Below are 21,653 nucleotides of genomic sequence, written 5' to 3'. Positions count from 1 at the left end.
GCAGATGAAAATCTCCGCGTTGAGCTGGCGAAATACCCCCTGGGGAAAAGCAAATCCCGGACAATGGCGTTACGCACTGCGTAATGCTATTGCGATGTGTCTCGCACTGACCATCGCCTATTACCTCGATTTAGATGAACCCTACTGGGCGATGACCTCAGCGGCGGTAGTCAGTTTCCCAACAGTCGGCGGTGTAGTTAGTAAAAGTCTTGGCCGTGTGGCGGGCAGCCTGATTGGTGCCACGGCTTCGCTTATCATCGCGGGGAACACGCTCAACGATCCCTGGCTGTTCACGATTGCCATGGCGTCGTGGCTTGCGCTCTGTACCTGGAGTTCCAGCCATTATCAGAATAACGTGGCATACGCGTTTATGCTGGCGGGCTATACCGCTGCGATCATCGCTTTCCCGATGGTTAACACCGTCGATACCACGCAGCTTTGGGACATTACCCAGGCGCGTGTTTGCGAAGTCATCGTCGGTATTTTATGTGGTGCATTTATGATGATGGTGCTGCCCAGTACCTCAGATGGCACCACGCTGCTGACGGCGCTGCACAATATGCACGCACGCTTGCTCGAGCACGCCTCCCTGCTGTGGAAACCCGAAACCACTGATGCGATTCGAACCGCGCATGAAGGGGTGATTGGGCAAATCCTGACTATGAACCTGTTACGTATTCAGGCGTTCTGGAGTCATTATCGGTTCCGCCGTCAGAACAACCTGCTTAACTATCTCATTCATCAACAATTACGCCTGACGAGTGTCATCTCCAGCCTGCGCCGTATGCTGATGAACTGGCCTAATCCGCCAGAAAATTTGTGGCCAGTTCTGGAAGCGCTCATTAAAGAACTGGCGCGAGAAGATGTTCATAAGTACAACGTAGCGCGGCTGCTTGCGCAGATTGCTCCCGAAGCCAAAGATGATTACCGTCATCAGGCCTTCTGGCATCGACTGCGCTATTTCTGCTGGCTGTATCTCAACAGCAGCCGTTGGATGCGCGAACTGGAAAACGCCACGCCGGTTTCTGTCCTCACCCCACCAGCCACCGCACCGCTGGCACGTCATACCGACAGCACCGAAGCGATATGGAGTGCGCTGCGCACGTTTTGCGTCATCACCGTTACCGGTGCCTGGTGTATCAGCACTCAGTGGGATGCGGGAAGTGGCGCCTTGACCCTTGCGGCAATCAGTTGCGTGCTCTATTCGTCAGTGCCTTCACCGCTGAATTCACTTACCCTTCTGATGCGCACCTTGTTGTGGCTCTCCGTATTCAGCTTCCTGGTGAAATTTGGCCTGATGGTGCAAATCACCGATCTGTGGCAATTCCTGATTTTCTTATTGCCGCTACTGGCGACGATGCAATTATTGAAGCTGCAACAACCTAAACTTGCCGGGTTATGGGGGCAAATGATTGTCTTTATGGGCTCGTTTATTGCCGTAACAAATCCCCCAATTTACGACCTTGCCGATTTCCTTAACGACAATCTGGCAAAAGTCATCGGCGTAGGCCTTTCCTGGGTAGCATTTTCTGTTCTGCGCCCAGGCTCAGACTCGCGCAAAAGCCGTCGTCATATTCGCGCATTACGTCGCGGTTTCGTTGACCAGCTCAGCCGCAAGCCGCAGCATTCTGAGAACCAGTTCGAATCGCTGGTTTATCATCACATCAGCCAGCTAAGTAACAGCAAAGATGAGATCGCGCGTCGTTGGCTGTTACGTTGGGGGGTGGTGCTGCTGAACTGCTCACATGTGGTGTGGCAACTTCGGGGATGGGAGACGCGCTCAGACCCGCTTTCTCAGGTGCGTGATGTGTGTATTCATACTTTGAGAGACATCATGAGCGAACGCGGAGTTCAACAAAGTTCTCTGGCTAAAACGTTGCAAGAGTTGCAGCACATGTCGGATTCACTTTCGCACCATCATAATCCGGCGGCGCGTGAACTTGCCGGGATCATCTGGCGTCTCTACTGTTCGCTTTCACAATTAGAACAAGCGCCACCTGCTGAACACCCAGCAGGCAGCCACTGAGTTTACTTAATCACACCACATGCGTAGCGCGCCCCACCACCGCCCAGCGGTTTAGGTTGATCGGACATATTATCGCCTTCAACATGCACCATCAGCGCCTTGCCTTTGACTTCATCAAGGGTTTTCAGGCGCGGAGCAGTAACGGGTTGGGTTGCGCTGCCGTCATTATCGACCACCAGCACCGGTAAATCGCCCAGGTGGCCCACGCCCATCGGCCCCATATGTTTGCCTGTTTTATCAGGATCAAGATGTCCCCCTGCGGCTTCTGCAGCCGAAGGTTTGCCCTCTTTCATTGCGGGATCACAACTGCCGTTGGCATGAACATGGAAACCATGTTCACCTGGAGGAAGCGTGCGGAGATCGGGCGCGAAGACCAGCCCTTTATCGGTTTCGGTGATTTTGACGGTACCAAGAGAATGATCAATTCCCTTTGGCGTGACGAGATTCATTTGAACCTCGGTGCTCGCAGCCTGAACTGCCGCACAGCTAAATAGCGTTAGAAAAGCCAGACTTATTCGCTTCATCTTTACCTCCCGGATTAACTTTCAACCTGTTAAGCATAGGCCAAACCAGTCGATTGCTCCGGGAGATAACGGTTTTTGCGAGTTATGGCACGTCGTAACCGAGGGCTGCTTTACGAATGCGGAACCACTGCTGACGGCTCATATCAAGGCTCAGAGAGTGGATCGCTGAACGCACACGTTCAATTTTACCAGAGCCGATAATTGGCAGCGGTTTCGCAGGCAGACGCATTACCCAGGCATAAACTACTTGTTCGATAGTTTCCGCACCGATTTCTTCTGCCACTGCATGTAACTCATCACGTAGCGCCTGGAATGCTTCATCATTAAACAAGCTTCCGCCGCCCAGGCATGACCACGCCATTGGGTGAATGCGTAACTGCTGACACTGATCAAGCGTGCCATCAAGAATGGTTGGCTGATGTACCGGTGAGATCTCAACCTGGTTAGTAGCCAGCGTAAACGGCAGTCGCGATTGCAGCAGTGCAAATTGCGCAGGGGTGAAGTTCGACACACCAAAGTGACGCACTTTGCCGCTCTGATGCAGTGAGGTGAACGCTTCAGCGACTTCGTCTGCATCCATAAGCGGATCCGGACGGTGAATCAACAGCAAATCGAGGTAATCAGTCGCCAGTTTTTGCAACGACGCTTCAGCACTGCTGATGATGTGTGATTTGTCAGTAATGTAGTGACCCAGGGCGTGATCTGGATTGGCGGTAGTGGCAATTCCGCACTTGGTGACAATTTCCATTTTCTGACGAATATGTGGTACCAGACGCATCGCCTCGCCAAACGCGGCTTCACACTGATAACCGCCATAAATATCAGCGTGGTCAGCGGTGGTTATCCCCAAATCAACATGTTCTTCAATAAAGCTTGCCAGTTGACGAGCGGACATATTCCACTCCATCAAACGCCAATAACCCATAACCAGACGAGAAAACTCAGGTCCCTGCGGGGAAATCGTAATGCGCTGTACCATAAAGCCGATCCTCAGTGATAAACGAATTCTGCCAATGAGTATAACGGCATGAGCGAATTAAAATAGTGACGGTTGTTGCGGCTCTTCGGGAGGAACTGACTTGTTTGCGCGTAATTTGCGCATTAACCGCTGACGACATAAACGCAGCACATCTTGCTTCTGACCATCACTCATTTGCTGCCACTGAAAACGTTCATCACGGCTACGCATGCAACCACGGCAAAAACCGCGTTCATCTGACTGGCAGATACCGCGACACGGGCTTTGTATCGGGAAAAACTCTAACTGTTCAGACACCCTTATCCCCTTTTGCAGCATTATTTCAATTGAAGCCCGACATCGAAAATGTTGCAAGCGATGCGGTGAATATTCTTATCACGAGTCGCGAAGGATGAAGGTTTTGTTCAAATTAAGGTTCCCCTAATCTTCTTTCATTAGTCTGTGACCATTATTTATGATCAACTATGGCTGTTATGGAAACGTTAGAAAAGTTACAGTGTAACGATTCAAAATTTAATATTTACTGCGCACTCTTCTTCACATTAATTAATTTCCTGTTTATCAGACGTAGCTGGGAAATCATTGCGCCAGATTCTTTCCACAGCTGGATTTTTGCCATTTCCGTACCGGTGGTTTTGTTTAGCGCATGGTTAACCATATTCAGTCTGATCAACCTGCCCTGGCTGCGTAAACCGCTGCTGGTGATATTCGTGATTGGTTGTGCAGCCTGTAATTATTTTATGTATACCTTTGGCGCGGTTATCGACCAGAACATGATGATCAATGTCTTTGAAACCGACTCTCAGGAAGCGGTGGCATTGGTGACGCCGCAATTACTGATGTGGCTGGGGTTTGCCGGTATCGTACCTGCGATATTGTTAACCACCATTAAAATCAAGCCCTCGCGTTGGTGGTACTCACTGATGACGCGCATAGTCGGCGTTCTGGCGGGTTTGCTGATTATTATTCTGGTGGCTTCGGTATTTTATAAAGATTACGCCTCGCTGTTTCGTAACAACAAAAACATCGTGAAAATGGTGACTCCCGCCAACTACATTAGTGCGATTACCAGTTACAGCAAAGCCCGCTGGTTTGCTGGCGATCAGACATTGATAAAAATGGGTCAAGATGCCAAAAAAGGCACCGTGATTACCCATCAGGCAAAGAAAACGGTGGTGGTATTCGTGGTGGGTGAAGCATCTCGTGCAGAAAACTATTCTCTGAATGGTTACGTCCGGGAAACCAATCCAGAACTGAAAAAGCAGGACGTGATTTATTTCCCTAATGCCTCATCGTGTGGCACCGAAACCGCAGTCTCTGTCCCTTGCATGTTCTCCAATATGCCGCGTAAACAATATGATGCTGATCTCGCCCGTCATCAGGAAGGGTTGATGGATGTGATGGCTCATGCCGGTATCAACGTGTTATGGCGGGAAAATGACGGGGGTTGTAAAGGTGCCTGTGACCGCATTCCGCATACGGATATGACACAGTGGAAAATGGACGCCTTATGCAAAGATCAATCGTGTTGGGATGATGCGTTACTGCAACGCTTTAATAACGTGCTGGATGGTGTGCAACAGGATTCCGTAATTGTTCTGCACCTGATGGGTAGCCACGGCCCGGCTTACTATCGCCGTTATCCGGACAAATTCCGTAAATTCACACCAACGTGTGACAGTAACCAGATACAAGATTGCGACCGTCAGGCGCTTATCAACACCTATGACAATACGATTCTTTATACCGATGATATTGTCAGCCGCACGATTGATGAACTTAAGGTTCACAGCGACACACTGAATACCGCATTGGTTTATCTTTCTGACCACGGCGAGTCGCTGGGCGAAAACGGCATTTATCTACACGGAACACCGTATATGCTGGCACCTTCACAGCAGACGCACATTCCGTTCCTGTTCTGGTTATCGACTAATTACCAACAAAACTTTGCAGTCAATACTGACTGCCTGGGGAAAAAAGCCAGTTCAGAGCCAATTTCTCAGGATAATGTTTTCTCGACGCTTTTGGGAATGATGAACGTTCAAACCGCTGAATATCATAAAAATATGGATATTTTAGCCACCTGCCGTCACAGTTAAATCACAGGCGGCAGGAAAAATCCTGCTGCCTGACGCTTGCGCTAGACCGATTGGTCTATTACAGTAATCCCATGAACAGACATCCCGAACATGACACTCGTGAACATCTCCTTGCTACCGGCGAACAGCTTTGTCTGCAACGCGGGTTTACTGGCATGGGATTAAGCGAACTGTTAAGCACCGCGGAGGTTCCGAAAGGCTCCTTCTATCACTACTTTCGCTCAAAAGAGGCGTTTGGCGTGGCGATGCTGGAACGGTATTACACCGCTTATAACCTGCGATTACAGCAGCATTTTTCGCAAGGCGGCGGGACATACCGTGAAAAAATAGTGGCCTGGTATCAGGAAACCGTTAACTGGTTTTCGCAACACGGCAGCCTGATCAGTTGTTTGACGGTCAAGCTTTCGGCTGAGGTGTGTGACCTTTCAGAAGATATGCGTGCGGCGTTGAATAAAGGTGCATCGCAGATTGTTTCCCAACTCGCTGATGCACTGGAAAAAGGCAACGCCGAATCAAGCCTGAAATTGACCGACTCAGCGTTAAGCCAGGCGCAAGTGATTTATGCCCTGTGGCTCGGAGCCAGTTTGCAGGCCAAGATTTCCCGTAGTGCGATGCCGCTGGAATGCGCGCTTGCTCACGTCACTCAATTATTAGCGGAGCCTGTCTCCTGACAGGCTTTTTATTTAAACAAATACTAGTCGACCGGTCTACTCGAGGCGTTTTATATGTCAGCAGATAAATTATTTACTCCACTGAAAGTGGGTGCCATCACCACTCCAAACCGTATCTTTATGGCGCCGTTAACGCGTCTACGCAGCATTGTGCCGGGCGATATCCCTACCCCATTGATGGGTGAGTATTATCGTCAACGTGCAAGCTCCGGCCTGATCATCAGTGAAGCGACCCAGATTTCAGCGCAAGCGAAAGGTTATGAAGGTGCACCAGGCCTGCATAGCGATGAACAAATCGCAGCATGGAAGAAAATCACCGCTGGCGTTCACGCTGCAGAAGGTCGCATTGCTGTGCAACTGTGGCATACCGGCCGTATCTCTCATTCCAGCATTCAACCAGGTCAGCAGGCCCCTGTTGCGCCATCAGCCCTTTCTGCTGGTACGCGTACTTCGCTGCGTGACGAAAATGGCCATGCGATTCGCGTCGACACCTCAATGCCACGTGCGCTAGAACTTAATGAAATCCCGGGCATCGTGAATGACTTCCGCCAGGCGGTTGGCAATGCACGTGACGCCGGTTTTGATATGGTCGAGCTGCACTCAGCGCACGGCTACTTACTGCACCAGTTCCTCTCGCCTACCTCTAACCATCGTACGGACGAATACGGCGGTAGCCGTGAAAACCGCGCGCGTCTGGTGCTGGAAGTGGTTGATGCCGTGAGCAAAGAGTGGAGTGCTGACCGCATTGGTATCCGCGTTTCGCCAATCGGTTCATTCCAGAACGTGGATAACGGCCCGGATGAAGAAGCTGACGCGCTGTATCTGATTGAAGAGTTGAACAAACGCGGAATTGCTTATCTGCACATGTCTGAACCTGACTGGGCTGGCGGCAAACCGTATAGCGAAGAGTTCCGTCAGAAAGTGCGTGAGCGTTTCAACGGCGTGATCATTGGCGCGGGTGCTTATACCCCAGAGAAAGCAGAGTCGTTAATCGAAAAAGGTTTAATCGACGCCGTTGCTTTTGGCCGCGATTACATCGCGAACCCAGACCTGGTTGAACGTCTTCACCACAATGCAGAACTCAACGCCCAACGCCCGGAAACCTTCTATGGTGGCGGCGCTGAAGGTTACACCGATTACCCAACATTATAAGAACTGTCCATTGATAGCGGCGTGAATTCGCCGCTTACCCGTCATACTTCGGGTTGTAGATGCGTTGACTGCATCCGTGCGCCCCAGTCACATAGTTGACTATGCTCCTGGGGACTTACGGCCTGGTCGCCTTTCTTCAACGCGAATTATTTTGGGTATATACTTACCTCACATTGATAAATTAACCCTTTAATATTTACCCAAATAATTCGAGTTACGGCTTGATGCATCAACGGGGAAAGAGGATTTTATGCGCTTACTTCATACCATGCTGCGTGTTGGCGACCTGCAACGTTCAATTAATTTCTACACCAATGTTCTGGGCATGACCCTTCTGCGTACCAGTGAAAATCCTGAGTACAAATACTCTCTGGCGTTTGTTGGCTACGGCCCGGAAACCGAAGAAGCGGTTATCGAGCTGACCTATAACTGGGGCACCGAGAGCTACGATTTAGGCAATGCTTACGGTCATATCGCTCTGAGCGTTGATGACGCAGCACAAGCTTGCGAGCGTATTCGCAAAAACGGTGGCAATGTCACCCGCGAAGCCGGTCCAGTGAAAGGCGGTTCTACCGTTATCGCTTTCGTTGAAGATCCAGACGGCTACAAGATTGAGCTTATCGAAAGTAAAGATGCCGGCAAAGGCCTGGGTAACTAATATCCAACTAGATATCCAACTAACGGGTGCATGTCGCGCCCGTTAGCTTCCCTTCATAAAATTTGCCATAATGCGCGCTGCTTTTTCCCCGTATTAAGAGATCCTGATGTCTGACAACACGCAACTGCATGGCCTGTGCGACCGTTTTCGTGGTTTTTATCCGGTAGTAATTGACGTTGAAACCGCCGGGTTTAACGCTAAAACCGATGCTTTACTGGAAGTCGCAGCCATCACTTTAAAGATGGATCAAGACGGCTGGTTAGTGCCTGATGAAACTCTGCATTTCCATGTCGAACCTTTTGAAGGCGCAATCCTTCAGCCAGAAGCGCTGGCCTTTAATGGTATCGACCCGCACAACCCGTTGCGTGGTGCCGTTAGTGAGTATGATGCGCTGCATGCGATTTTTAAAATGGTGCGCAAAGGCATCAAAGACAGCGGTTGTAACCGTGCGATCATGGTGGCTCACAACGCGACCTTCGATCATAGTTTTATGATGGCGGCTGCTGAGCGCGCCTCATTAAAACGTAACCCGTTCCATCCGTTTGTTACCTTTGACACGGCAGCACTCAGCGGGCTGGCATTAGGCCAAACCGTGCTGGCGAAAGCCTGTATTGCCGCAGGTATGCCATTTGACAGCAGCCAGGCGCACTCCGCGCTGTATGACACAGAACAAACGGCTCAGCTGTTTTGCGAGATAGTGAATCGCTGGAAGCGCTTAGGTGGTTGGCCACTCCCACTGCCTGAAGAACCCGAATCCAAAGCATAAAAAAAGCGACCGTAACAGGTCGCTTTTTTGTTTCTGATAAAACTGCTAATTACTCAGCGTCAGACTCTTCAGACTTGTGCTTCGCCGCAGTTTCTTTAATCAAGGACTGCAGTTCGCCACGCTGATACATCTCAATAATGATATCGCAGCCGCCAACCAGTTCGCCATCAACCCACAGTTGTGGGAAAGTCGGCCAGTTAGCATATTTCGGCAGCTCAGCACGGATGTCCGGGTTCTGTAAAATATCGACATAAGCGAAACGCTCGCCACAGGCAGACAGCGCCTGCACAGCCTGGGCAGAGAAACCGCAGCTAGGCAGTTTCGGAGAACCTTTCATATAAAGAAGGATTGGGTTCTCAGTAATCTGTTGTTGGATTTTTTCAATTGTGCTCATTGCTTGCTTCCTCAAACCTGGTCTTGGCAGTAGCCTGCCATTGTAGCGATTGACACCCTCTCCAGAAAACACCATTTTTTACAGGGTCTCTGTTTCACGGCGATGGAGGGACAACATGCATCAAGAATAACACTTTTCCCGCAGCAGCAAATCACGAAATAACTATAAGCCCGATCAATAAATAGCCTGACAACCATTAGTTTGGTCATTTTTTTTGCGTCCGGTAACGAAACAACAAGACGAATAGAAAAAGGTTATTAACTTTATTACGTCTTATAGATTAGAATCGGCGGGTTTCGCAAAATCATACACGGGCATGATGGTATTCATCGTGCATTCATTTTAACCAGGGGATTGTCGAGTGGCGCGGATAACAAAAATTTCTATCACGCTCTGTGCTCTGCTATTTACCTTGCCGTATACACCATTGACGCAGGCGTCTGAGCACGCTCGTCCCGTGGCTGCGCAAAAAGCGCACGTTGTGAAAAGCACAACGAAGAGCACAGAAAAGAGCAGTAAAAGTAAAACCACTACCGCCAGCAAGAAAACGAACACCACAGCAAAAACGGCCAGCAAGAAAAAAGAAACAACTGCCTCGAAGAGTAAAACCGCTAAGAACTCCAGCAGTGCCAGAACAAAGACTCTTGCCAAAAATGACCGCAAAAAATCCTCCCAGCTCGCGAAAGTCCAGCCTGTTACTTTTACCGAAAAATGCAGTAAGCCACGTAAGGGCTACAAAACGCGTTGTGTGAAAGTTAAGTCAGAGCAGCCAACCACGATTGCTTCGGCGCATAAAGTCCGGGTGCAAAAAGCACAGAAAACGGCGATGAACAAATTGATGGGCCAGATTGGCAAACCGTATCGCTGGGGCGGCACGTCACCGCGTACTGGCTTCGATTGCAGCGGTCTGGTTTATTACGCATATAAAGATTTGGTGAAGTTCCGTATTCCACGTACCGCTAACGAAATGTATCACCTGCGTGATGCTTCGTCGGTCGATCGCGGAGAGCTCGAAACGGGCGACCTGGTGTTCTTCCGCACCCAGGGTCGTGGCACCGCAGATCACGTGGGTGTTTATGTGGGTAATGGAAAATTCATCCAGTCACCACGTACCGGCCAGGATATTCAAATCACCTCGTTGAGCGAAGACTATTGGCAACGCCACTATGTTGGCGCTAAACGCGTCATGACACCAAAAACCATTCGTTAAAACCCTCGCCTGCCCTTCAATGGGCAGGTAAGTTCCTCTTTTGCTTATCCTTTCAATTTGTTACCCTAACCACGCACTAAATGTGGCTATTTAACAATAGATACCCAAAGTAATTCGAGTCGCATCGCGGCGGCAAAAAAATGATTCCTGAAGAGCTTACTTAAGTAAGTGATTTGGGTGAATGAACGCAGCCAACAAAGAGGTGGCTCGAAGTATTACGGGTAATAAGGAGTCAGCAATGTCGTTCGAACTACCTGCATTACCGTACGCGAAAGATGCTTTAGTCCCGCATATCTCCGTCGAAACCCTGGAATACCATTACGGCAAACACCATCAAACTTATGTCACTAACCTGAATAATCTGGTTAAAGGCACCGCGTTTGAAGGTAAAACTCTCGAAGAGATCGTGCGTACTTCCGAAGGTGGTGTCTTTAACAATGCCGCTCAGGTCTGGAACCACACATTCTACTGGAACTGCCTGGCACCTAACGCAGGCGGCGAACCAACTGGCGAGCTTCTGGAAGCGATCAACAAGTCCTTCGGGAGCTTTGCTGAGTTTAAACAGCAGTTTACTGATGCTGCTATCAAGAACTTTGGCGCAGGCTGGACATGGTTAGTTAAACAGGAAGATGGCGCATTAGCGATCGTTTCTACTTCCAACGCGGGCACCCCACTGACTACAGCGGCTAAACCACTGCTGACGGTTGATGTGTGGGAACATGCGTATTACATCGACTACCGTAATGCTCGTCCTAACTACCTCGAGCATTTCTGGGCGCTGGTGAACTGGGCGTTTGTTGCGAAGAATCTGGCTATCTAATCGCATACCCCCTAAATAATTCGAGTTGCTGGAAGGCGGTAAGCGCATGAATCCCCGGGAGCTTACTGGAGTAAGTGACCAGGGTGAATGAGCGCAGCCAACGCACCTGAAGCTCGAAGTATGACGGGGGAAATGATATGGGCCGCGATTGCGGCCCATTTTAATCAGTGCAGAACGGCAGTCAGTGCGCCGCAAACAATCAAAGCCAAAACAATAACCGTGGTCGTGATTGAAAATTTCAGATCGGTACTCATCACTAAACTCCTTTTATTCCCCATGCCCTTCTCACTTCAATTTGCAGGGTTGTTGGCTTCACTCTCTCACCCGAATCACTTACTTGAGTAAGTTCATCGGGATTCGTTCATTTGCCACCTACCTGCAAATCGAACTGATTTGGGCATACAATCGGTGTGTCCGGGTGATTTTCCCACAATCAGAGATAAAAATCCTCCAGGTTTTAACCTGATATCCATTTTCCCTCTTCCACTTTTCCCCTGGATAGGCCAAAATCCCTCGCTAATTTATTGCGTATCGTCAATTCAATGCCCTCCTCCCGTTTTATGTCGCAATCCCGGCATACCCGCAACCACCATGTTGCCTTTGGAGTCAGCGTACGCAAACGTTTAACACATTAGTAATCAGGGGTTTACGATATGGCCCGGAGTGAAATTTAATGGCGACAATCAAGGACGTGGCGAAGCGCGCAAACGTTTCCACTACAACCGTATCACATGTGATTAACAAAACCCGTTTTGTGGCGGAAGAGACACGCAACGCGGTTTGGGCTGCAATTAAAGAATTGCACTACTCGCCAAGCGCGGTAGCACGAAGCCTGAAAGTTAATCACACCAAAACGATTGGTCTGCTTGCCACTTCCAGCGAAGCACCTTATTTTGCCGAGATCATCGAAGCGGTGGAAAATAGCTGCTTTGAAAAAGGCTACACCCTGATTTTGGGTAACGCACACAATAACTTTGAAAAACAGCGCGCTTACTTATCAATGATGGCGCAAAAACGTGTCGATGGCCTGTTGGTGATGTGCTCTGAATATCCAGAATCCTTGCTCTCCATGCTTGAAGAGTACCGTCACATCCCGATGGTGGTGATGGACTGGGGCGAAGCGCGGGCCGATTTCACCGACTCGGTAGTGGATAATGCCTTCCACGGTGGTTACCTGGCGGGTCGTTATCTGATTGAACGCGGTCACCGCGAAATTGGTGCGATCCCAGGTCAGATGGAACGTAACACTGGCGGCGGTCGCCACGCAGGCTTTATGAAAGCGCTGGAAGAAGCGGGTATTTCTATTCCAGATAACTGGATTGTTCAGGGTGACTTTGAACCTGAATCGGGTTACCGCGCGATGCAGCAGATCATCGGCCAGCCTCAACGCCCTACCGCCGTCTTCTGTGGAGGCGATATCATGGCGATGGGCGCAATTTGTGCCGCTGATGAAATGGGACTGCGCGTGCCGCAGGATATTTCCATTATCGGTTATGACAACGTGCGTAACGCGCGTTTCTTCTCACCGGCACTAACCACCATCCACCAGCCGAAAGATTCGCTGGGTGAAACAGCGTTTAACATGCTGTTGGACAGGATCGTCAACAAACGCGAAGAGTCGCAGTCCATTGAAGTGCATCCACGTCTGATTGAACGCCGTTCAGTGGCCGACGGTCCGTTCCGCGACTATCGCCGTTAAGTTAATGTCGGATGACGCTGCGCTTATCCGACCTGAGAAATCCGTTCGTGGAGCCTGATTTATTCAGGCTCCTGCAACCATTCCTGATTCATCGTCTCGCTATCCCCAAGATAATCTAACAACCAGGCCAATGCGGGCGATGCATCGTTTTGCCGCCAGGTCAGGCAGCATGCTGCGTCAGGAAAAGGATTATCGAGCGTTAACTCGCTCCATTGCCCGGAAGCCAGCCACGGTCTGGCGATATGCAGTGGCACCATGCCGATACACAAACCCGCGCTCAAACAATCCGAACCGGACTGCCAGTCAGGCACCACCACCCGGCGTTGGTTATCCAAAAGCCAGGTAATGCGTTTAGGCAATGAACGCGAAGTATCTTCAAGCACCAGCGATGGCCAGTCACGCAGGTCATCATCGCTTAGCGTCCCACCGCGCTGTGCTAGTGGATGTGTGGAAGCCACCACACAACGCCAGCTCAAGGTTCCCATATCGCGGAAAGCATAACGCCCCCCAACAGGAATCGCCTGAGTCGCCCCAATCGCCACTTCGACACGCCCATCCGCCAGCGCATCCCACACACCGTTGAACACTTCCTGGAAGATACGCAGTTCGATGTCCGGAAAATGGCGATAAAAATCCAGCACCAGTTGCCGCGTTCGCTCCGGTTTAACAATGTTATCAACCGCAATAGCCAGGTGTCCGCGCCATCCATTTGCGATCTGCTGGCACTGTTGCCGTGTCGTCATCATTTTTTTGATAACAGAGCGGCCTTCTTTGAGAAAAAAGACGCCAGCGGGGGTTAATTCCACATCGCGGTGCCGCCGTTCGAACAGCGGAACGGCTAACCAGTCTTCAAGTTGCCGCACCGTATAACTAATGGCAGACGGAACGCGGTGTAACTCCTGGGCTGCACCACTAAAGCTACCATTGCGCGCCACCGCATCTATGACTTCCAGCGAGTATTCTGACCACATTTCTTTGCTCACAAAATTTTTGAACGCAACCTACAAATATTAGCGTTTCACAAGCGTAATTGCACTCCGTACACTCTCGCCGTAATTAACCTGCACGTTAAATCAAGAGAATAATATGCAACCTTCAAAAGGATTTCTTATCTGGCTGGCTGGATTAAGTGTGCTGGGCTTCCTCGCCACAGACATGTATCTGCCTGCTTTCGCTGCCATTCAGCAAGATTTACAAACTGATGCCTCGGCGGTCAGTGCCAGCCTGAGTCTGTTCCTGGCGGGATTTGCGTTTGCCCAGTTAATGTGGGGCCCGCTGTCCGATCACTTCGGCCGTAAACCGGTGTTACTGGCAGGTTTAAGTCTGTTCGCCGTGGGTTGTATTGGCATGCTGTGGGTCGAAAGTGCCACCGCGCTGTTGGTGCTGCGTTTTGTTCAGGCGGTCGGCGTCTGTTCTGCGGCAGTCAGCTGGCAGGCTCTGGTAACCGATTACTATCCGGCGAATCGCGCGAATCGTATTTTCGCCACGATAATGCCGCTGGTTGGCCTGTCTCCTGCACTGGCACCGCTGTTGGGTAGCTGGATTTTGACCCACTTTGACTGGCAGGCGATTTTCGCCACGCTATTTGTCATTACGCTTGTGCTGATGATCCCGACCTTCCGTCTGAAGCCACGCACCCAGCATCATCCACAAACTGAAGACAATAAAGTCAGCTTCCTGTCCTTGCTCAGTTCGCGAGTCTACAGCGGTAACGTGTTGATCTATGCCGCCTGCTCCGCCAGCTTCTTTGCCTGGCTTACCGGTTCCCCATTTATTCTTCACGACATGGGTTACAGCCCTGCGGCTATCGGCCTGAGCTATGTTCCGCAAACTATCGCGTTCCTGATTGGCGGTTATGGTTGCCGTAGCGCGCTACAAAAATGGCAAGGTCAGCAGATGCTGCCGTGGTTATTAGCGCTGTATGCCGTGAGCGTATTTGCGACGTGGGCCGTTGCAGTGAGCGGGCAAGCTAATCTCACCTTGTTGCTGATCCCATTCTGTGTGATGGCCATCGCCAACGGGGCAATTTATCCAATCGTTGTGGCATCAGCACTGCTGCCATTCCCGCAAGCCACCGGTAAAGCCGCTGCGCTGCAAAATACCCTGCAATTAGGCCTGTGCTTCCTGGCAAGCCTGATGGTCTCCTGGTTGGTGGTCACGCCACTGTTGACTACCACCACGGTGATGTTAGTGACCATTGTGTTGTCGATAATGGGCTACTTACTGCAACGCAGTAAAAAAGCCGAAGCATGGCAAGCTGCTGAATCTGATGCACATTAAGTGGCAAATCAGCGTGACAAAAATGTCATTAGCAGGCTAACAATGTTTTATTGAATCACCGCTTCGGCGAGCCTATACTTAAAAACGGCTCGATCGTCAGCATAATAATAATGAAGTTTTGACGGGAGCCTTTGTGCTCCCGTTTGTTGTTTTATGAAGTCAGGTTTTATGGGCACTCGCCCTTTCTCTGTTCTACGTCGGATATCAGGCTCGCGGATTTTTCCGTGACATTTCTCACATGCCCAAAATAGCGTCTACGCTGTTTTAAGGTTCCTCACGCAAAGGTGCTGGAGAAGCTATGAGTTCATCGTGTATAGAAGAAGTCAGTATAAGAAATAACCCGTGGTATCGAATCGTCAGCGAAATGCTTACGCAGGCTGGGGTGGAAATAAATGGCCCGCGTCCTTTCGATCTCCAGGTTAAGCATCCCGATTTTTTTAAACGCGTCCTGCAAGAAGGCACCCTCGGGCTGGGTGAAAGTTATATGGACGGTTGGTGGGATTGCGAACGACTGGATATTTTTTTCCATAATGCCATTCGCGCCGGACTGGAAAACCAACTCCCTCACCATTTAAAAGACACCCTGCGTGTTGCTGCCGCCCGCATTATCAACCTGCAATCTAAAAAACGCGCCTGGATTGTCGGCAAAGAGCATTATGACCTTGGCAATGATCTCTTCAGCCGTATGCTCGATGAGCATATGCAATATTCCTGCGGCTACTGGAAAGACGCCACTACTCTTAGTGACGCGCAAAATGCCAAGTTGAAAATGATCTGCGATAAGCTGCAACTCGAGCCAGGCATGACGTTGCTGGATATTGGATGCGGCTGGGGCGGGCTTGCTGAATATGCCGCACGTCATTATGGTGCCGTGGTTCATGGGGTCACGATTTCTGCTGAGCAGCAAAAAATGGCTCAGGATCGCTGCATTGGCCTGGATGTCACTATCTTGCTGCAAGACTATCGTGACCTGGATATGCAGTTTGACCGCATTGTTTCGGTCGGCATGTTTGAGCACGTTGGTCCCAAAAACTACCGCACCTATTTTGATGTCGCTGACCGCAATCTAAAACCCGAAGGTATTTTCCTGCTGCACACCATCGGCTCCAATAAAACCGATAACACCGTCGACCCGTGGATAAACAAATATATCTTCCCGAACGGCTGTTTACCTTCGGTAAGCCAGATTGCTCAAGCCAGCGAAGGTCATTTCGTGATGGAAGACTGGCATAACTTTGGTGCTGACTACGACAAAACATTGATGGCGTGGCATGAGAGATTCCAGAATACCTGGCCGGAAATTGCTAATAACTATTCAGAACGATTCAAACGCATGTTCAGTTATTACCTCAATGCCTGTGCCGGTGCGTTCCGCGCCCGCGACATACAGCTGTGGCAAATCGTCTTTACCCGTGGCGTCGAACACGGTTTACGCGTTCCTCGTTAAATCTCTGATACCCCGACGTGGTCGGGGTAGTCGCTTCCCTGTCTTATCCGTAGCAATTTCTTAACAAAATGTGGGGTCCCTCACGTTTCCCGCTCTCCATTCTTCACGAGTTTGATCTCGCTAACACTTATCCATTTATGCGATGGAAACCGGTTTCCGGTTTGTTTCACAATCAGCCAACTTCCAAAACAATAACAAGGATCCCGCCATGAGCATGTACCAAAAAATGGTCAATGTGATTGAGCAAAAAGTCACCCCCATGGCCGGAGCGATGGGCTCTCAGCGCCATGTAATCGCCATCCGCGACGGTTTTATCTCTGCCCTGCCGTTTATGATTATCGGTTCGTTCTTGTTAGTGTTTATTTTCCCCCCTTTCTCCCCGGACAGCTCCTGGGGCTTTGCGCGTTCATGGTTGAAATTCTCTCTTACCTACCGCGAACAGCTGATGTTGCCGTTTAATCTCAGCATGGGTGTGATGACCTTCTTTATTTCTGTTGGTATCGGTGCAAGCCTCGGGAAGCACTATAAGCTCGACCCGATAATGACCGGCTTACTGGCGTTTATGGCATTTTTACTGGTTGCCGCCCCGTATAAAGACGGCCACATCTCAACGCAATACTTCTCGGGTCAGGGCATCTTTACCTCCCTTCTGACCGCCATCTACGCCAGCGAAATGTACGCTTTCCTTAAACGTCACAACATCACCATCCGCTTGCCAAAGGAAGTGCCAACCGGTGTGGCGCGTTCGTTTGAAATTCTTATCCCGGTGGTAGTCATTGTCGCGACTCTGCACCCACTGAATCTGTTTATTGAATCCACCACCGGTATGATTATTCCCGAAGCGATTATGCACCTGCTGGCGCCACTGGTTTCCGCCTCTGACTCCTTGCCTGCGATTCTGATTTCGGTGTTTATCTGCCAGATCCTGTGGTTTGCCGGTATTCACGGTGCGCTGATTGTCACCGGGATCATGAACCCGTTCTGGATGGCCAACCTATCCGCAAACCAGACCGCACTCGCCGCAGGCAATGTGCTGCCGCATATTTATCTGCAAGGTTTCTGGGATCACTATTTGCTGATTGGTGGCGTCGGCTCCACATTGCCACTCGCCTTCCTGCTGTTACGCAGCCGCGCTATTCACTTGCGCACGATTGGTAAAATGGGCGTGGTGCCAAGCTTCTTTAACATCAACGAACCGATTTTGTTCGGTACACCAATCATCATGAACCCGCTGTTCTTCTTACCCTTTACCTTAGTGCCGATGATTAACGCAACGCTTGCTTACATCGCGACCAAACTGGGTTGGGTGGCGCAGGTCGTGTCATTAACACCATGGACCACACCCGCTCCGATTGGCGCATCCTGGGCCGCAAACTGGGCGGTAAGTCCCGTAATCATGTGTCTGATTTGTATGGTCATGTCGGCTGTGATGTATTACCCATTCCTGAAGGCTTACGAGCGCACCCTGTTGAAACAGGACGAAGAGCGCAATATGCAGGAAAGCAGTAATCCCGTCGCCGCAAATTAACTATTTTTTGCCTGCCCGGATGGCAGGCACGTCAAACGAGGAACGAAAATGAAATATGTATTCCCTGATAACTTCTGGTGGGGCAGCGCGAGTTCAGCACCGCAAACGGAAGGCGAAACGCTCTCTTTTGGCAAAACTGCCACCATTTGGGATCAGTGGTATCAAGAGCAGCCGACCCGTTTCCATAACGGCGTAGGCCCTGCGGACACATCGACCTTTTATAAAAACTGGAAAGAAGATATCGCGCTGCTTAAGGCGCTTAACCACAACACCTTCCGTACCTCGATTTCCTGGGCAAGACTGATCCCTGAAGGTCGCGGTGCCGTCAATCAGGAAGCGGTGGCCTTCTACAATCAGGTTATCGACGAATTAGTGGCGCAAGGCATCAAGCCGTTTATCAACCTGTTCCACTTTGATATGCCGATGGTTATGCAGCAGCAAGGCGGCTGGGAAAGTCGTGACGTTGTCACCGCCTACGCTGAGTTTGCTACAGTTTGCTTCGAGTTGTTTGGCGATCGCGTGAAGCACTGGTTTACCTTCAACGAGCCGGTTGTGCCTGTTGAAGGCGGCTATCTGTATGATTTCCATTACCCGAATGTGGTGGATTTCAAACGCGCGGCCACAGTGGCTTACCACACCATGATTGCCCACTCGCTGGCGGTGAAGGCTTACCATGCGCGTAACGACGGCGGTGAAATCGGCATTATCCTTAACCTCACGCCATCCTACCCACGCTCGCAAAACCCGGCCGATGTGAAAGCAGCAAATATTGCTGACCTGATGTTTAACCGCAGCTTCCTCGACCCGGCTTTGCGTGGTGAATACCCGCAGGAACTGGTGGCGCTGTTAAAAGAGCACGGCCAACTGCCGGTGTGCCAGCCAGAAGATAAAGCCCTGCTGGCCGCAGGTGTCGTCGATTTACTGGGCATCAACTATTACCAGCCACGCCGCATCAAATGCCGCGACTCGCTGGTGAATCCTGATAGTCCGTTTATGCCAGAGTGGTTCTTCGAGGCTTACGAGATGCCGGGCCGCAAAATGAACCCATACCGTGGCTGGGAAATCTACGAGCAAGGGATCTACGATATTCTTACCAACCTGCGTGAGAACTACGGCAACCCGAACTGCTACATTTCCGAGAATGGCATGGGTGTTGAGAACGAACAGCGTTTCGATGAAAACGGCCAGATTCAGGATGATTACCGCATTGATTTTGTGCGCGACCACCTGAAGTGGCTGCATAAAGGCATCAGCGAAGGCAGCAACTGCCTCGGTTATCATATGTGGACGTTTATTGATAACTGGTCCTGGTGTAACGCCTATAAAAACCGTTACGGTTTTGTCTCGTTAAACCTTGAGACTCAGCAGCGCACCATCAAGAAAAGCGGCGAGTGGTATCGCGCGACCGCAGCAGAAAACGGCTTTAACGATCGCTCGTAATCTCAGCACAGTACGGCGGGTAAGCGCATCGCCCCCGCCAAAACACGCAAAACCGGTGGATGGCGATTTGCGCATCCACCCTACTAAGCCAGCAGACCATGTCGAATATTAATGATGTAGCTCGTCTCGCGCAGGTATCCAAAGCCACTGTTTCGCGCGTATTAAGTGGCAGTCGCGGTGTCAAAGAAGAGAGTCGTCTCGCGGTGTTGCGCGCAGCCGAAATTCTGAATTACACCCCCAATGCCATTGCGCAATCCTTGAGCAGCCAGTCGACAAACTGTATCGGGGTGATTTGTGCTACGGAGCATATTCAGCAGTCCACGGGCTATCTGCAAGCGTTAGAAAAACAGCTCAAACAGCACCATAAACATTTATTACTGCGCTTTGCTAACGAACCCGACAGCGTGGCGCAAGCGGCGCAGGAGTTATCTAACGGATTATGTGATGCGCTGGTGGTGGTCGGCGCGCGTTTTCCGCTGCCAGCACTCGCCGACGATATCATGCTGATTGATTGCCTCAGTGCCTCGCATAACTTCAGCATTCAGTGCGATCATATTTTTGCGGCTGAAACCGCGGTGCACTATTTGTGTAACCAGCAACGGCGGCAGATTGCGCTGATTAACTTTGCCAGCGGTGAAGCGGCGGCGTTGACGCTCGAGGGTTATCATCAGGCTTTGCATAACCATGTCGTGCCGTTTAACCGCCAGCTCGTGATTGAAGATGAGTCTTCCGTCCGCATTGCGTTGCAACGCCTGATCAACCGTGGCGTAAAGTTCTCTGCCCTGTTAGTGACCGACGATACCCAGGCGCAGGAAGCCGTGATGATGCTTAACCAGTATCAATTAAACGTGCCGGAAAAGGTGATGGTCTTTAGCCTCGACGGTTCGACCCGCATGCCAGGCTCGAATGCGATCCCGGCCATCAAATACCCGTTAGAAAGCATTGCCCGTCGGGCCGTGGAGTTGCTATTAGGGGAGCGCCAGACCAGCGATGTGGTGCGAGGGAGTTTATTAATTGCGTAATAGTGATTGCGTAATACGGATGACGTCATAACGTCCGCTGTCGCTTACGCTAATTCGACCAACGCCTTGAAACGATAAGGTGGATAAGCCGCAAGCGTCATCCACCTTTTAAACTTTACTCTTTCGGTAACAACGCATCCAAAGTCGCTTCACGTTGTGCAAGCACACGTTCAACGGTATCAACAATCGCCTGGGTTTGCGGGTCAATCTCGATATTAATGCGGTTACCCAGTTTCTTGCTGCCAAGCGTAGTGCGCTGGAGCGTTTCTGGAATCAAATGCACACAGAAACGTGTTGCCGTCACTTCGCCCACCGTCAGACTAATACCATCGATGCCGATATATCCTTTATGCAGGATATATTTCATCAAAGTTTTGTCCTGAATTTTAAACCAAATCTGGCGGTTATTTTCCGAGGTGAGAATTTTCGACACCTCAGCCGTGGTCATAATATGACCGGACATAAGATGCCCGCCGATTTCATCATTAAATTTTGCCGCACGTTCGACGTTAACACTATCTCCCACGACTAACTCGCCGAGGTTGGTGATGCGCAGCGTCTCTTTCATTAAATCAAAGCTGACGTGGTTGCCATTGATTTCCGTCACCGTCAGGCAACAGCCGTTATGCGCAACCGACGCGCCTGTTTCAAGGCCGGGTAACATCGCGTCTGGCATCGCGACGACATGCGTGCGGAAGTTCGGTTTCTCATCAATGGAGACCAGGGTTGCTGTGCCCTGCACAATACCTGTAAACATCGTAAAGCTCCTGGTAATTATTTGGGTATGAACATACCCGTTAGCATTCGAGTTACAGAAAGGCGGCCAGGGAGCAAATCCCCAGGAGCTTACTTGAGTAAGTGACTGGGGTTTGTAAATGCAGCCAATACCCCTGTAGCTCGAAGGATGACGGGTATTATAAATAATGAAGCACTTT

Annotated in this window: 21 protein-coding genes; 14 read left to right on the top strand and 7 right to left on the bottom strand. The window is 50.5% G+C overall.

Going from position 1 to position 21,653, the window contains the following annotated elements; all coding sequences use genetic code 11:
* Nucleotides 1-4 precede the first annotated feature (4 nt).
* Nucleotides 5-2,026, top strand: coding sequence for an FUSC family protein (locus WBL83_RS10255; RefSeq protein WP_424589038.1), 2,022 nt, complete (start codon nucleotides 5-7; stop codon nucleotides 2,024-2,026).
* Nucleotides 2,027-2,028: 2 nt separating this feature from the next.
* On the opposite strand, the gene sodC is transcribed toward WBL83_RS10255, so the two are convergent.
* From sodC to WBL83_RS10240, 3 genes are all read right to left on the bottom strand, one after another.
* Nucleotides 2,029-2,550 carry a superoxide dismutase [Cu-Zn] SodC gene (gene sodC, locus WBL83_RS10250; protein ID WP_424589037.1) on the bottom strand — a complete coding sequence of 174 codons (522 nt, stop codon included), beginning with the start codon at nucleotides 2,548-2,550 and terminating at the stop codon, nucleotides 2,029-2,031.
* Between the two features lie 82 nt (nucleotides 2,551-2,632).
* Nucleotides 2,633-3,529 (bottom strand): aldo/keto reductase, encoded by an 897-nt coding sequence (locus tag WBL83_RS10245; RefSeq protein ID WP_424589036.1) that lies wholly within the window; start codon nucleotides 3,527-3,529, stop codon nucleotides 2,633-2,635.
* Nucleotides 3,530-3,586: 57 nt separating this feature from the next.
* A complete protein-coding gene (locus tag WBL83_RS10240) occupies nucleotides 3,587-3,826 on the bottom strand; it encodes a DUF1289 domain-containing protein (RefSeq protein ID WP_424589035.1) in 240 nt (79 codons plus the stop codon).
* 176 nt (nucleotides 3,827-4,002) lie between these two features.
* On the opposite strand from WBL83_RS10240, the gene eptA reads away from it, so the two are divergent.
* The 5 genes from eptA (at nucleotide 4,003) to rnt (ending at nucleotide 8,878) form a co-directional block, all read left to right on the top strand.
* Entirely contained in the window at nucleotides 4,003-5,631 is a 1,629-nt protein-coding gene (gene eptA, locus WBL83_RS10235) for a phosphoethanolamine transferase EptA (protein WP_424589034.1), read from the top strand.
* Between the two features lie 71 nt (nucleotides 5,632-5,702).
* Nucleotides 5,703-6,302 carry a TetR/AcrR family transcriptional regulator gene (locus tag WBL83_RS10230; protein ID WP_424589033.1) on the top strand — a complete coding sequence of 200 codons (600 nt, stop codon included), beginning with the start codon at nucleotides 5,703-5,705 and terminating at the stop codon, nucleotides 6,300-6,302.
* 54 nt (nucleotides 6,303-6,356) lie between these two features.
* Nucleotides 6,357-7,454 carry an alkene reductase gene (locus WBL83_RS10225; RefSeq protein ID WP_424589032.1) on the top strand — a complete coding sequence of 366 codons (1,098 nt, stop codon included), beginning with the start codon at nucleotides 6,357-6,359 and terminating at the stop codon, nucleotides 7,452-7,454.
* 250 nt (nucleotides 7,455-7,704) lie between these two features.
* On the top strand, nucleotides 7,705-8,112 hold the full coding sequence (gene gloA / locus WBL83_RS10220) for a lactoylglutathione lyase (protein ID WP_424589031.1): 408 nt from the start codon (nucleotides 7,705-7,707) through the stop codon (nucleotides 8,110-8,112).
* A gap of 106 nt (nucleotides 8,113-8,218) precedes the next feature.
* Nucleotides 8,219-8,878: a ribonuclease T gene (rnt, locus tag WBL83_RS10215; protein ID WP_424589030.1), complete on the top strand. Its 660-nt coding sequence runs from the start codon at nucleotides 8,219-8,221 to the stop codon at nucleotides 8,876-8,878.
* Between the two features lie 49 nt (nucleotides 8,879-8,927).
* On the opposite strand, the gene WBL83_RS10210 is transcribed toward rnt, so the two are convergent.
* A complete protein-coding gene (locus tag WBL83_RS10210; RefSeq protein ID WP_034495790.1) occupies nucleotides 8,928-9,272 on the bottom strand; it encodes a Grx4 family monothiol glutaredoxin in 345 nt (114 codons plus the stop codon).
* Nucleotides 9,273-9,633: 361 nt separating this feature from the next.
* Here WBL83_RS10210 and WBL83_RS10205 point away from each other — a divergent pair, with 361 nt between their 5' ends.
* Nucleotides 9,634-10,482 (top strand): C40 family peptidase, encoded by an 849-nt coding sequence (locus WBL83_RS10205; protein ID WP_424589029.1) that lies wholly within the window; start codon nucleotides 9,634-9,636, stop codon nucleotides 10,480-10,482.
* A 238-nt stretch (nucleotides 10,483-10,720) separates the two neighbouring features.
* A complete protein-coding gene (gene sodB, locus WBL83_RS10200) occupies nucleotides 10,721-11,302 on the top strand; it encodes a superoxide dismutase [Fe] (RefSeq protein WP_424589028.1) in 582 nt (193 codons plus the stop codon).
* 164 nt (nucleotides 11,303-11,466) lie between these two features.
* On the opposite strand, the gene WBL83_RS10195 is transcribed toward sodB, so the two are convergent.
* Nucleotides 11,467-11,556: a YnhF family membrane protein gene (locus WBL83_RS10195; protein WP_034495793.1), complete on the bottom strand. Its 90-nt coding sequence runs from the start codon at nucleotides 11,554-11,556 to the stop codon at nucleotides 11,467-11,469.
* A gap of 419 nt (nucleotides 11,557-11,975) precedes the next feature.
* Here WBL83_RS10195 and purR point away from each other — a divergent pair, with 419 nt between their 5' ends.
* Nucleotides 11,976-13,001, top strand: coding sequence for an HTH-type transcriptional repressor PurR (gene purR / locus WBL83_RS10190; protein WP_424589027.1), 1,026 nt, complete (start codon nucleotides 11,976-11,978; stop codon nucleotides 12,999-13,001).
* A 59-nt stretch (nucleotides 13,002-13,060) separates the two neighbouring features.
* Here purR and punR read toward each other — a convergent pair whose 3' ends face one another.
* Complete coding sequence (gene punR, locus WBL83_RS10185; protein WP_424589026.1) at nucleotides 13,061-13,972, bottom strand: DNA-binding transcriptional activator PunR; 912 nt, start codon at nucleotides 13,970-13,972, stop codon at nucleotides 13,061-13,063.
* A gap of 115 nt (nucleotides 13,973-14,087) precedes the next feature.
* Here punR and punC point away from each other — a divergent pair, with 115 nt between their 5' ends.
* The 5 genes from punC (at nucleotide 14,088) to WBL83_RS10160 (ending at nucleotide 20,718) form a co-directional block, all read left to right on the top strand.
* A complete protein-coding gene (punC, locus tag WBL83_RS10180) occupies nucleotides 14,088-15,281 on the top strand; it encodes a purine nucleoside transporter PunC (protein ID WP_424589025.1) in 1,194 nt (397 codons plus the stop codon).
* Between the two features lie 298 nt (nucleotides 15,282-15,579).
* Nucleotides 15,580-16,728, top strand: a complete 1,149-nt coding sequence (cfa, locus tag WBL83_RS10175) for a cyclopropane fatty acyl phospholipid synthase (RefSeq protein ID WP_424589024.1) — start codon at nucleotides 15,580-15,582, stop codon at nucleotides 16,726-16,728.
* 208 nt (nucleotides 16,729-16,936) lie between these two features.
* Nucleotides 16,937-18,256, top strand: coding sequence for a PTS sugar transporter subunit IIC (locus WBL83_RS10170; RefSeq protein ID WP_424589023.1), 1,320 nt, complete (start codon nucleotides 16,937-16,939; stop codon nucleotides 18,254-18,256).
* A gap of 48 nt (nucleotides 18,257-18,304) precedes the next feature.
* The gene (locus tag WBL83_RS10165; RefSeq protein ID WP_424589022.1) at nucleotides 18,305-19,696 is read left to right on the top strand and encodes a glycoside hydrolase family 1 protein; all 1,392 of its coding nucleotides are present in this window, start codon (nucleotides 18,305-18,307) and stop codon (nucleotides 19,694-19,696) included.
* A 98-nt stretch (nucleotides 19,697-19,794) separates the two neighbouring features.
* Nucleotides 19,795-20,718: a LacI family DNA-binding transcriptional regulator gene (locus WBL83_RS10160; RefSeq protein ID WP_424589021.1), complete on the top strand. Its 924-nt coding sequence runs from the start codon at nucleotides 19,795-19,797 to the stop codon at nucleotides 20,716-20,718.
* A 115-nt stretch (nucleotides 20,719-20,833) separates the two neighbouring features.
* On the opposite strand, the gene WBL83_RS10155 is transcribed toward WBL83_RS10160, so the two are convergent.
* The gene (locus WBL83_RS10155; RefSeq protein ID WP_424589020.1) at nucleotides 20,834-21,475 is read right to left on the bottom strand and encodes a riboflavin synthase subunit alpha; all 642 of its coding nucleotides are present in this window, start codon (nucleotides 21,473-21,475) and stop codon (nucleotides 20,834-20,836) included.
* Nucleotides 21,476-21,653 lie beyond the last annotated feature (178 nt).

The organism is Buttiauxella sp. (genome assembly GCF_049686335.1).
Taxonomy (GTDB): Bacteria; Pseudomonadota; Gammaproteobacteria; order Enterobacterales; family Enterobacteriaceae; genus Buttiauxella.
Note: the sequence above shows the minus strand (reverse complement) of the source record. Positions and strands in the feature narration are given on the sequence as shown.